This window comes from Tardiphaga sp. 285_C5_N1_2 (assembly GCF_052076065.1).
GTDB lineage: Bacteria > Pseudomonadota > Alphaproteobacteria > Rhizobiales > Xanthobacteraceae > Tardiphaga > Tardiphaga robiniae.
This window is the reverse complement of the sequence record NZ_CP197241.1, coordinates 1956508-1968430: the sequence shown is the minus strand read 5'-3', so window position 1 is coordinate 1968430 and position 11923 is coordinate 1956508. Positions and strand designations below refer to the sequence as shown.

The window sequence follows — 11923 nt, the reverse complement described above, 5'->3', positions numbered from 1 at the left end:
TCCGCTTAGCGTTTCTTAGTGCTTTGCCTCATTGGCATACTTGCGCAGTTCGAGCCGCGCAATGGCACGGTTGTGCACCTCGTCCGGACCGTCGGCGAGACGCATGGTGCGCATCGACGCATAGTCACGGGCGAGACCCGCATCGTCGGACACGCCGGCGGCGCCGTAAGCCTGGATCGCATTGTCGATGATCTTCAGCGCCATGTTGGGGCCGGAGACCTTGATCATCGCGATTTCGAGCTGGGCGGTCTTGTTGCCGACCTTGTCCATCATGTCGGCGGCCTTGAGGCAGAGCAGACGGTTCATCTCGATATCGGTGCGGGCTTCAGCAATGCGCTGCTCCCAGATCGAATATTCGATGATCTTCTTGCCGAAGGCGGTGCGCGACGACAGCCGGCGCACCATCTTCTCCAGCGCTTCCTCGGCCTTGCCGATGGTGCGCATGCAGTGATGGATGCGGCCCGGACCGAGACGGCCCTGCGCGATCTCGAAGCCGCGCCCTTCGCCGAGCAGGATATTGCTGGCGGGCACGCGGACATTGTCCAGCTTCACCCGCGCGTGGCCGTGCGGTGCATCGTCAAAGCCGAACACCGGCAGCATCTTCTCGATCGTCACACCCTTGGCATCGCGCGGCACCAGGATCTGCGACTGCTGCTGGTGCTTCGCCGCGCTCGGATCGGTTTTGCCCATCACGATCATCACGGCGCAGCGCGGATCGCCCATGCCCGACGACCACCACTTGGTGCCGTTGATGACGTATTCGTCGCCGTCGCGCTTGATCGAGGTCTCGATATTGGTCGCGTCCGACGATGCGACATCCGGCTCGGTCATCAGGAAGGCGGAGCGTATCTCGCCGTTCATCAGCGGCTTCAGCCACTTCTGCTTATGCTCTTTCGAGCCATAGCGCATGAACACTTCCATATTGCCGGTGTCAGGCGCCGAGCAGTTGAACACTTCCGAGGCCCAGCCGATATGGCCCATCTGTTCGGCGAGCAGCGCATATTCCAGATTGCTCAGTCCCGCGCCGTGGAATTCGTCGTCTTCATGCGACGACGGCGGCATGAACATGTTCCACAGGCCTTCGGCCTTCGCCTTCTTCTTCAAGTCCTCGACGATCGGGATCACCTTCCAGCGCTCGCCCGCTTCGTCCTGCTGACGATAGATCGGCACGGCGGGGCGGACATGCTTGGTCATGAAGGAGGACACGCGCTCGAGCCATTCGCGCTGGCGGTCCGACATATTGAAATCCATGGGGCGATCCTCGCGTTTTTTAGAATTGTTGGCGGCACTGTTGTCCCGTCGCTGGATCACCGCAAGAGCAAATTTGTCTCTGCTGATGCGGCACAGATCCGCGCGGGGGCGATGGCGTTGAGCAGATGCAATATGCCATCAGGCGCACATTGACATTTCCCGACGCTCAAACGATAGTTTCATACACGCGTTTGAAATGCAATGACCCCGATCCGCGCCGCTTGCATGGGGCCATGTTGCAAAAGGACCGTTTTGACAGGACGATCGCATGGCAGCAGACCACACACGGACGGCGATCATCACCGCAGCCGAACGGCTCTATGCCGAACGCGGCTTTGCGGATGTGACCATGCGTGACATCGTCGCCGCAGCGGACGTCAATCTCGCGGCGGTGAATTATCATTTCGGCAGCAAGGACGAATTGATCGCCGAACTGTTCGTGACGCGCAGCCTCGCCACCAATCGCGAGCGCCTGCGCGAATTGAAGGCGGCGGAGGAAGCCGGCGACGGCCGCGCCGACATCCATGCGATCTTCGCCGCCCTCGTCGGCCCGACGCTGCGCGGCTGCCTCGGCCCCGAGAAACAGCGCTCGGACGCCGCGCGCTTCATGATCCGCGCCTCGATCGAATCCGTGCCGCCGATCCGCAAGATCAAGAACCGCGAGGTCGATCACCTCAAGCGCTTCGCCGCGGGATTGCGCCGATCCCTGCCCGATCAGGATCCCGCCGATATCTTTTGGGCGCTGCATTTCGCGCTGGCCATGGCGCACCAGACCATCCGCGACAGCGAACGCCTGACGCGCATGTCCGACGGATTGTGCGACCTCAACGATGTGCAGGCGATCACCGACCGCGTGGTCGCGGTCGCGGTCGTGGCGCTGACGGGGAAACCGGCCAAGGCCGCGCAGAAGGAACCGGCCAAAGCGAAAGCGCGCGCCTGAACGGTAAAGCCCGGTTCCCGTCCCAGATTGCGCGTGACGCCCCCGCGATTCGCAGCGTATTCCGGGAGCGGATCGGGACCCCAGCATGAGCGCACAGGACGCCATCGACTTCGTGTCGGACAATATCGCGGAAGTGGGCACGCTGATGCGCTCGCTGTCCGGCCGCTATGAGGGCATCTTCGGCAATCTGCGCGCCGCCTATGGCGTCGCCTTCGAACAGGCCGGCAGCATCGCAGACGCCGCCCGCGATGCGACCGCCATTGCGGACGCCGCCACCGCAAGTTTTCGCGACAACATCCCGAACCAGCCGGGCAATGCCTGCACCAGCGGCTGCGCCGCCTGCTGTCATCTCTATGTCCAGGTGCCGCCCGGCACCGCGACTGTGATGGCCAAACATATCGCCGCGCATTTCACGCCGGACGAACAGACGGCACTCCGCACCCGCCTCGAAGTTGCCGCGGCTGCCGCACGCGATGCTGCCGACGTCATGAAACTTCGCATGCGCTGCGCGCTGCTCGGATCGGACAATCGCTGCACGGTCTATGAGGTCCGCCCACTGACCTGCCGCGCCTTCACGTCACGTTCGGTGGCGCGCTGCCACGACGTGGTGTTCGGCGATGTACCCGAGGGCACCGGCGTCGAGCAGAACGCCGCACATTTCCGCATTCACATGGAAGCGACCTTCGCGCTGGAGCAGGCCGCACGCAATCGCGGGCTGCCGGATGCGCAGAAGGGATTGGCGCAGGCCTTGCTGGATGAGATGGGGACCATCGATGGGTCTGCGCCGGAAGCGAAGCGCCATACCGGCTCGTGATGGCGAATGCGCGACCTCGCTCACGACCAACCCAGCCGACATTGTCGATGAGTATTTTTGTCCCTTCGTGGCGCGACTCTACGTTCATATCCAGGGGCTGACGCCCTCCCCGCCGCCGGCTATCGGCGCCGCGATTTGCGTGAGTGCTGGACTGGCGCAGGCGCAGCCGGCTGCGACACGAGTGAGCCCGATTGGTTTGTGACGTAGCCGCGCGATTCCTGCAGCCGGCGCTGGTAGCCCGGCGAGTTCATGAAGCTGCTGCCACCGCCTCGGGCAGATGCCGCGTCAGCGAGCGCGAGTTCGGCGACGGCAGCAAGGATGAGCAGCGCAGCCTTCTTTGACAGGATGGTCATAGTTCGAACCTCTCCGACCTCAGCAAGCAGCGCAAGACAAAATCGTTCCGATAATCACCTGGCACCTGGAATGAGGCTGCAAGCGCGCCCCTGTGTTCCCGATCACCGCACCGTGATCCTCGCCCACGTAATCATCGCGATCCCCGAACGTAACGCTATCGGCACCAAGCCAGAGCGTTACGTGAAAGGACGAAATATGAGAGCGTTTTCTGCTGTAATCACCGGGCTAGGCATTGCCCTGCTGAGTGCAGCCACCATTTCCGCCGCAAGCGCAGCCGAGACGGTTCGCGTGCGCGGCACGGTCGAGAGTGTCGACGGCGCGAAGCTGACGGTCAAAACCCGCGAGGGCAATTCGACCGCGATCAAGCTGAACGACAACTGGAAAGTCACCGGCGTGGCCAAGGCCTCGCTCAATGACATCAAGCCCGGCGACTTCGTCGGCATCGCCTCGCTGCCCAAGTCGCGCGGCGGCGACGGCGCCCTCGAAGTCCTGATCTTCCCGGCCGGCATGAAGGGCACCGGCGAAGGCAGCTATCCCTGGGATCTGAAGCCGAACAGCACCATGACCAACGCCACCGTCACCAACGCCGTCAAGGACGTCGACGGCCGCAACATCACTGTGACCTTTCACGGCAAGGAAAAGACCATCTCGGTCGCGGATGACACCACGGTCGTGACCTTTGCGGCTGCCGCGCAGGCTGACCTGAAGCCCGGCATGACGGTGTTCGTGCCGTCGCAGAAGGCGGATGACGGAACGCTCACCACCGGCAACGTGGTCGCCGGCACCAACGGCATCGTGCCGCCGATGTAGCCCGCGCGAAGCGCGCATTGCCGGGGGATCAGTCGAGCGGTTTGTCGTCGTCGGTCGGAGGCTCTGCCTCCGGTGAGCAGATGTCGCCGCCGCCGAACTGATCCTCCGGAGCGGGGTGATCTCCGAGAATCGTGAGCGGGTCCGGCTTTTCGCCCGGACCTTCCGGAGCCCGCTCCGCTGGCTTGCGAACATTCATGCTGGTGCCTCCCTGTGCATGCCAACGCGGCCCCGTGCAATCCGTTGCATGGGAGGCGACGTCTGCGTTCTGAATGGGAGCGTCCTAGATCCGCGCCGCGATCAGTTGCCGGATGCGCAGAAGGGACTGGCGTAGGCACTGCTGGACGAGATGACGGGTTGATACGGGCCCTGCTCGATGCCGGACGCAACGACTGGCCGGAGAGCTATTTACCGCGCATTAAGCATAAACTGCCATCTTCCCATCGAAGCTGCCGACATAGGTGCCTCAGATGATTTCGGAAGCACAAATTTTACGTTTGATTGCCCTGCCACTGGCAGGTTGCGCCTTCCTGATCGCCGTTTATCTCACGACCGGAATCGGCTTGAGATAAAGCGACGCGGAAGCCGAGCAGCGGCTCATCCGGAAGCGGAAGAATGCGCTATCCCGCAACGCCCTGCCTGCGTTGCCTCCCTTGCGCGGCACCGCCAAGGTGGAAGCTTGAAAGCTCCACGTCCGAACGAAAACGCCCTAGATGCGCGCCGCGATCAACTGCCGGATGAACTCCGGCGCCTTCGCGCTGGGCAGCCACCGCGTCACCGCGATCATCTCCGCGTCGCGATCGATCCAGATCATGTTGCCGCCGGCACCAAGCGCATAGACCGCCGTGTCCGGCGCATTCTTGTTGGCATGCGGCCCGCGGTTCAGCCACCACAGGAAGCCGTAATTCGGCTGCTGTGACGACTGCGTCCACATCGCGTCGACCCAGGCCTGCGACAGCAGCCGCTTTCCATTCCAGTCGCCGCCGCGCGCCATGAGCAGGCCGAAGCGCGCATGGTCCTCCGCGCCGATGAACATGCCACCACCCCAATGGCCGCCGCCCGGCACCGACTGCATCCGCTGACCGTCGATCTCGACGAAGGAATTGTCATAGCCGATCCACTCCCAGTCCCTGGACGCGCCGATCGGATCCATGATGCGCGCACGCAGCACCTCCGGCAGCGGGTGCTTGAACAGATGCAGCAGGCAGAGCGACAGCAGGTTCACGCGCACATCGTTATATTCGTAGAAGCTGCCCGGCGTTTGCAGTTCGCGCAGCTCGCCCTTGCGGCTGTTGTCGGCATTCGGCGCGACCAGACGGTTGTGATCGATCTGGTCCGGCTTGCCGAACAGCTCGCCGCGCCATTCGCTGGTCTGCTCCAGCAGATGCCGCCAGGTGATCTTGGCGTTATGCGCATCCGCAAATAGCGGACCGGGCACGCGCCTGCCCACGGGCTCGTCGATATCCCCGATCAGCCCGTCATCCACTGCGAGGCCCGCCAGCACGGCGAGATAGCTCTTAGCGATGGAGAAGGTCATATCCGCCCGCGCGGTCTCGCCCCACGACGCCAGCACGCGCCCATTTTGCAGCACCATGCCCGCAGAGCCGCCGCGCTCACGCACCGGACCGAGCACGGCACTCCATGGCCCGACCTCATTCCAGTCCACATTCGGCGCGTAGCGGCCGTCCTCGTAATAGAACCCGCGCGGCCAAGGCGTTTCATTGGCCTGCGCGAATGCCACGGCTGCTGCGAGCTTGTCCGGCGCGTAGCCGGCGGCGCGCGGATCGATTTTGTCCCAGGCGCTGGCGGCGGGGAAATAACGGGGGTCTGTCATGGGGTATTGGGCTCGCTTTGGGCAACAGGCGGCGGTTATTGACCGGATAGGGACTGACGGCAAGCTATCGAGACGTGTGTGATGCCACCCATTCGGATTAGACTAGCGATTGCCCTTGAGCGGACCTTGGCATGTGAGAGGACTTGGGATGTCTCGGAACTTCGGATCAAACGAAGGTGGCGGTTTCAACGAGATCACGAAGGAATACAAGGCAGACAGTACGATAGAGAATTACGTGAGGCTTCGGCGCCGAAATCCGGAGGCTGAGATCGAGGTCAGCACGATCGGCGGGTTCGAGTCGATGTTCTACATGCGCGAAGAACTAGCTAAATACGGCATCGATCCCGAATTGCTCGGAGGTATCCTTGATGCTGATCAGGACGCGATCAGCGAAATGGCTCTTCGGCTCATGGAGAAGATCATCGAGGCACGGGAGATCGCCGCCGATGGCGAAACTCACCTGATCCGACGTGGGCTAGCTATCCCAGAAAAGCTGATCGATTGGATGATCTGCTGCTCACTCGATGCACTCAGCTGGAATGATAACCTGATGATTCCACGTGACCTCATCGTTCTTATGCGGGAGCAGCTGGGTGGATCCAACTTGCATTACGAGAAAGAAGGAGAAATCCGGCAGAAAAAACAAAACGCTGGACTGATAGCTGGACAGCTTATGGCGCGAGGCGTCAATCCCACATTCAAGATTATTGGTGAAGCGCTTGGAGTAGCGCCAAGTACCGTCAAGCGCTGGTTTGGGCCAGGAGAGTTTGAGCAGGAACGAGACGTTCATGCAAAATGGTTCGACAAGGATGGCAAACTGCGTCCACTAGGTGAACCTAGAGAGTGAGCGTTGCACGCGATTGTACGTGCGCAACGGCGATGGACCGGGCATCGTCCGCACGAACCCACCATTTCGCAGTCGAGACATGGCAAACAAACCCAAACTGAAAGTGCGCATCCCATTCGTTTTGGAGGCTGCAGCTGAAGGCAATCTCGCTATCGTTCTACTGTTTGCACTCGCGCTGGTAACGATCACTTTGATCGGGGGATGGCGCTAGGACTAGCGTCCGCCAAATTAGGGAATGTCGCGTGGTAGGACACCGTAAACTGGACGGCCCTCAATAAAGCCCCAACAACCGAGCTCATCTTCCCAGCACTTGAAGGCCTCGCGAAAGACGTCCAGCGCTTCGCGTGCCGCCCCATCGTCGATTACACTCAAGCGATAGAGATACAGGCCCAATGGTTGCCCGGCTTGCATGCGGCCAGCCATCGACTGCGGCTGCCATCCTCCTTCAGCCTTTACCTCGGGATCCGGCTTACGAATATTCATGTGCTTTGAGCCGGTCGCTATCTGCCAACACAAATGGAGCGAGCGGTGCCGACCGCGGAGTGCGGCTTGAAAGATTTCAAGCGACCCTTTTGTTGACGCGCTCAAAGAAAAACTAAGATGCGATGCGATTAGCGCGCGCCGCTCGACATCAGAACTTTCCCAAGACCAGTCGCTAAGATGCCAAGCCGTAATCGCACAATTGAAGGCATGATAAGCAGGCGCGTGGGCGAACGCGAGCTTATGCTCGGTGCCAAGTGACATCTCAAGCTGCTTGATTTCCCAATAAAGCTTGTGAAGCATGTGATCCGGGGTGGCCAGCGCAAACACTTGTCCGGGTGGTTGTGGTGGAGGATCAATGTTTATTGTGTGCGACACGATGCCTCCAGTAGCGGCCTGTGAGGAATCCTAGATTCAGATCACCATTCTCAGCGCCCGCTAGGTCACAAAAATCAGAAGCAATATCGCGCGCCTACAGCAGCCCACTTCCTCGAAATCTTCTTCTCTGCTGAGATCACGAAGCGGATCGATGGCTCACTTGAAAAATGCGCCCGAGGAGCGTCCGAGAAAAATGGGCGTCTAGCTTTCAGAGACTCTTGGCGGAGTCCGGGCACCACATAACACGCTGAATTGTAGGAGATATACCCGTTGTTGAATTGGAGCGGGTAGAGGGAATCGAACCCTCGTATTCAGCTTGGAAGGCTGCTGCTCTACCATTGAGCTATACCCGCGTGCCGCGTCAGGTAACACGTTGCGCGGCGGGTCTCAACCTCATGTGAGGTCGCATCCCCTGCCCGCTGCGACACGCGGATTGCGGTTTGATTTCAAGGGGATGGCGTGTGGAAATGGGATGTCCGGCTGTAGGCCGGCCGTCAATGCCGGGCCGCCCTCTTTGTCATTCCGGGGCAGGACGGACCGCGAAGCGGGCCGGACTGAGCCCGGAATCCCGGAGTGTTTAGCGCTGAACATGCTGGGATTCCGGGCTCGGTCCCGTCGCCTGCGGCGCCGGTCCCGCCCCGGAATGACGAGTGTGGGGCAATCAAACATTTTTTCCTATCTGCCATTGACAACATCCCTACCATGATTATATTCCCCCTCGTCCAGCCTCGATGAGAGGGGCGAGCGCGATCGTCACGTTCGCGGGGCTGGATGCGGTGGACGCCGGAGATGCGGCGTCACGCGGTTCATGGGTAACGTCTGTCTTCGGGCAGGACGGGTCTGCGCCAGCACTGCCACTGGCAAGGAGACGGCCGACCTTGAGATGGAAAGATCCCTGGACAGTGTGACGGACGACCAAATTGAAACGCGTCCGGCTTAAGTGCTTGAGGCTACCCTGTCCCTCCGCCCTGGGACACTAATTTTGGTGATGGGGCCGTTCGCCAAGGCAGATGTGCAGGCAACCGAAAAAACACCGCAGGCGGAACGCCGGGCACTTCGCCCAGCGCGTCCGAAAGTCCTGATGCACTCTATAGATTGCGGAAGACCGCATCGCATCAGGCCCAAGGGTGCAACGGGCACCCGGCGTTCCGCACGCCCTCTCGATTGAGGGTGGGAAGGAATGCGCAAAACTCGGACGCCATTGGCGCCGCGAGAATGCGAGCGCGTGACTCTTTGAAATTTTGGAGATGCGATGGCGCGACGGCGCCAGAAATATCCCTCCCCCCGCGCGAAGCGAAGCTTCGCTAGGCGGGGAGGGTCGGCCGAGCGAAGCGGAGGCCGGGGTGGGGATTGCCCCCCACGTGAGGGCGCCGCTTGTGGCACCCCCACCCGACCGGCCAAGCGGCCGGCCACCCTCCCCGCAAGGGGGAGGGAAAAGAAGGACCTTACCAGGTCGCGAGGACCGAGCCCTTGAAGGTCTTCTCGATGAAGTCCTTCACTTCTGGCGACTGATAGCTTTCCACCAGCGTCTTCACCCAGGGCTTGTCCTTGTCGGCGGTGCGCACGGCGATGATGTTGGCGTAAGGACCCTTCGGGTCCTCGCGCAGGATCGCGTCCTTCACCGGATCGAGACCGGCCTGGGTCGCGTAATTGGTGTTGATCCCGGCGACGTCGACGTCAGGCAGCGTGCGCGGCAGCTGCGCGGCATCGACCTCGGTGATCTTCAGCTTCTTCGGATTGTCGGTGATATCGAGCAAGGTCGGCTTGAAGCCGACGCCGTCCTTCAGCTTGATGATGCCCTTGTCGCGCAGCAGGATCAGCACGCGGCCGCCATTGGTCGGATCGTTCGGGATCGCCAGCGTGGCGCCGGACTTGACCTCGTCCCAGGTCTTCACCTTCTTCGAATAGATGCCCATCGGGAAGTTGATGGTGTTGCCGACAGCGACGATCTTGTATTTGCGATCGGCCACCTGGTTGTCGAGATAGGGCTGATGCTGGAACGAATTGGCCTGCAAGTCGCCGGCTTCCAGCGCCGCATTCGGCACGACGTAATCGGAGAATTCGACGATCTGGATGTCGAGGCCCTTCTTGGCGGCGACGGCCTTGGCGGCTTCCAGCACCTGCGCATGCGGACCCGGCGTCACGCCGACCTTGATGGTCTCGGCTGACGCAGCGCCGGTGAGCGCGGCGAAAGCGAGGATGGAGAGAAAGTAACGACGAAGAGACATTGTGTTTTCCATTGTGAGTAAACGAGTGTGAGCGGGCCCGCTGACGCGAGCGAGATGCTCAGGAATGTCGCGTGCGCTTGTCGAGGCGGCGCGAGATGAAGTCGCCAAGGCTCTGCACGCCCTGCACGAGACAGATCAGCACGGCGACGACCGTCGCCATGACTTCCGGCATGAAGCGCTGATAGCCGTAGCGGATACCGAGATCGCCGAGCCCGCCGCCGCCGACGGCGCCGACCATGGCGGAATAACCGATCAGGCTGACGGTCGCGAGCGTGAGCGCCAGCGTCACCGCCGGCATCGCTTCAGGCAACAAGACCTTCCAGACGATCTGCAGCGGACTGGCGCCAAAGGCACGTGCGGCTTCGACCAGGCCCTGATCGACTTCGCGGATGGCGCCTTCGATGACCCTGGCGATGAACGGCGTCGCCGCGATGGTGAGCGGCACCACGGCGGCGCTGGTGCCGATGGAGGTGCCGGCGATCAGGCGCGTCAGCGGCACGATGGCGACGACGAGAATGATGAAGGGCGTCGAGCGCGTGGCATTGACGACGAGACCAAGCAGCCGATTGACGTTCGGCGCCGGGAACAGCTCACCGGCCCGGCTGGTCGCCAGGAAGATGCCGAGCGGCAATCCGGCCAGCGTGCCGAAAATGCCAGCCAGCGCCACCATGGTGAGCGTGTCCAGCGTCGACCACAGGATCATGTTGATCAGTTCAGGCGACATAGCCGAGATGCTCCACGGTGTTGCGGGTCGCGGTGAGATCGGCGATCAGCTTCGCCTGCAATTCCGGCTCGGCCGCGACGGAGGCGATCAGCGTGCCGAACGGATGATCGGCAACATATTCGATCTGGCCATGCATGATGTTGAAATCCACACCATAGGCGCGCGTCAGCCGCGACAGTACCGGCTCGTCCGCATCGGCGCCGGTGAAGGCGATGCGGATCACGGCCTGACGGCCGGGCGCATAGTCCGCAAGCAGCTTGGCCTGCAGCCATTCCGGCACATTGCCGCCGGTGACCTCGCCGACGAAGCGCTTGGTCGTCGCATGTGTGGGCTTCGAGAAAATCTCGTAGGTGGTGCCCTGCTCGATGATCTGGCCGCCTTCCATCACGGCGACGCGCTGCGCGAGCTTCTTCACCACCGACATTTCGTGGGTAATGAAGAGAATGGTCAGGTTGAGATCCGCATTGATCTGCTTGAGCAGCGCGATGATCTGAGCGGTGGTCTCGGGATCGAGCGCGGAGGTCGCCTCGTCCGACAGCAGCACCTTCGGCTTGGTGGCAAGCGCGCGTGCGATGCCGACGCGCTGCTTCTGGCCGCCTGAGAGTTCGGCGGGATAACGGTCGCGCTTGTCGGCGAGACCAACCATGTCGAGCAGCGGCTCGACGATGCCCTTGATCTGGTTGCGCGGCGTGCCGGCGATCTCCAGCGGCAGCGCGATATTGTCGAAGGCGGTGCGCGACGACAGCAGGTTGAAATGCTGGAAGATCATGCCGATGGAGCGGCGCGCCTGACGCAGCGCCTTCTCATCCAGCGATCCGATGTCGAGGCCGTCGACGGTGACCTTGCCGTGGGTCGGCTGTTCAAGTCCGTTGATCAGGCGGATCAGCGTCGACTTGCCGGCGCCGCTCTTGCCGATCACGCCGACAATGGCGCCTTCGGGCACCACGAGGTCGATCGTGTCGACCGCCTTCACCTCGGCGGAATCCTTCCGCGACGGGAAGATCTTGCTGACGCCATCGAAGGAGATGATGGCACGCCCTTGTTGGCCAGGATCTTGCGGATCGAGAACTGGCACGGGCGCTCCGGTCGGCTTGGACAGGGGAGCGTTCATTGAATGACGTTTCTGCGCAGTTGTGAAGCACGGGGCCGGCCTGCGTGTCGCGGGCGCCGTGGCTGCAACCTACTGATTTCGGGCATTATTTCAACCGCACTGCACAAATGAGGAAAATCCAGCGGTTTCAATGGCCTGCGGGAGCAAAAGAGTGC

Annotated in this window: 12 protein-coding genes and 1 tRNA gene; 4 read left to right on the top strand and 9 right to left on the bottom strand. The window is 61.8% G+C overall.

The genetic code is table 11. The features are described from left to right. Window positions 1-15: 15 nt before the first annotated feature. Complete coding sequence (locus AB7951_RS09335; RefSeq protein ID WP_120293126.1) at window positions 16-1251, bottom strand: acyl-CoA dehydrogenase family protein; 1236 nt, start codon at window positions 1249-1251, stop codon at window positions 16-18. A gap of 268 nt (window positions 1252-1519) precedes the next feature. On the opposite strand from AB7951_RS09335, the gene AB7951_RS09330 reads away from it, so the two are divergent. Both AB7951_RS09330 and AB7951_RS09325 read left to right on the top strand, forming a co-directional pair. After that, a complete protein-coding gene (locus AB7951_RS09330) occupies window positions 1520-2191 on the top strand; it encodes a TetR family transcriptional regulator (RefSeq protein ID WP_120293124.1) in 672 nt (223 codons plus the stop codon). 85 nt (window positions 2192-2276) lie between these two features. Next, window positions 2277-3005 (top strand): YkgJ family cysteine cluster protein, encoded by a 729-nt coding sequence (locus tag AB7951_RS09325; protein WP_120293122.1) that lies wholly within the window; start codon window positions 2277-2279, stop codon window positions 3003-3005. Window positions 3006-3124: 119 nt separating this feature from the next. Here the strand turns inward: AB7951_RS09325 and AB7951_RS09320 are convergent, their stop codons facing one another. After that, entirely contained in the window at window positions 3125-3358 is a 234-nt protein-coding gene (locus tag AB7951_RS09320; RefSeq protein ID WP_120293120.1) for a hypothetical protein, read from the bottom strand. A gap of 196 nt (window positions 3359-3554) precedes the next feature. On the opposite strand from AB7951_RS09320, the gene AB7951_RS09315 reads away from it, so the two are divergent. Next, window positions 3555-4169, top strand: coding sequence for a DUF5666 domain-containing protein (locus AB7951_RS09315; protein WP_120293164.1), 615 nt, complete (start codon window positions 3555-3557; stop codon window positions 4167-4169). A 28-nt stretch (window positions 4170-4197) separates the two neighbouring features. Here AB7951_RS09315 and AB7951_RS09310 read toward each other — a convergent pair whose 3' ends face one another. Next, window positions 4198-4365, bottom strand: a complete 168-nt coding sequence (locus AB7951_RS09310; protein WP_158596884.1) for a hypothetical protein — start codon at window positions 4363-4365, stop codon at window positions 4198-4200. A 510-nt stretch (window positions 4366-4875) separates the two neighbouring features. Next, the gene (locus AB7951_RS09305) at window positions 4876-6000 is read right to left on the bottom strand and encodes a serine hydrolase (RefSeq protein WP_120293118.1); all 1125 of its coding nucleotides are present in this window, start codon (window positions 5998-6000) and stop codon (window positions 4876-4878) included. Between the two features lie 148 nt (window positions 6001-6148). On the opposite strand from AB7951_RS09305, the gene AB7951_RS09300 reads away from it, so the two are divergent. Continuing rightward, complete coding sequence (locus AB7951_RS09300; protein WP_120293116.1) at window positions 6149-6847, top strand: hypothetical protein; 699 nt, start codon at window positions 6149-6151, stop codon at window positions 6845-6847. A 228-nt stretch (window positions 6848-7075) separates the two neighbouring features. Here the strand turns inward: AB7951_RS09300 and AB7951_RS09295 are convergent, their stop codons facing one another. The 5 genes from AB7951_RS09295 to AB7951_RS09275 all read right to left on the bottom strand — a co-directional run bounded on the left by AB7951_RS09295 (window position 7076) and on the right by AB7951_RS09275 (window position 11768). After that, complete coding sequence (locus AB7951_RS09295; protein WP_147421761.1) at window positions 7076-7705, bottom strand: hypothetical protein; 630 nt, start codon at window positions 7703-7705, stop codon at window positions 7076-7078. 279 nt (window positions 7706-7984) lie between these two features. Beyond that, a tRNA-Gly gene (locus tag AB7951_RS09290) sits at window positions 7985-8058 on the bottom strand. 1092 nt (window positions 8059-9150) lie between these two features. Continuing rightward, a complete protein-coding gene (locus AB7951_RS09285; protein ID WP_439061722.1) occupies window positions 9151-9945 on the bottom strand; it encodes a MetQ/NlpA family ABC transporter substrate-binding protein in 795 nt (264 codons plus the stop codon). A 46-nt stretch (window positions 9946-9991) separates the two neighbouring features. Further along, a complete protein-coding gene (locus AB7951_RS09280) occupies window positions 9992-10657 on the bottom strand; it encodes a methionine ABC transporter permease (protein WP_068732062.1) in 666 nt (221 codons plus the stop codon). Further along, on the bottom strand, window positions 10647-11768 hold the full coding sequence (locus AB7951_RS09275; protein ID WP_120293109.1) for a methionine ABC transporter ATP-binding protein: 1122 nt from the start codon (window positions 11766-11768) through the stop codon (window positions 10647-10649). The genes AB7951_RS09280 and AB7951_RS09275 overlap by 11 nt, the downstream gene beginning before the upstream one ends. Between the last annotated feature and the right edge of the window lie 155 nt (window positions 11769-11923).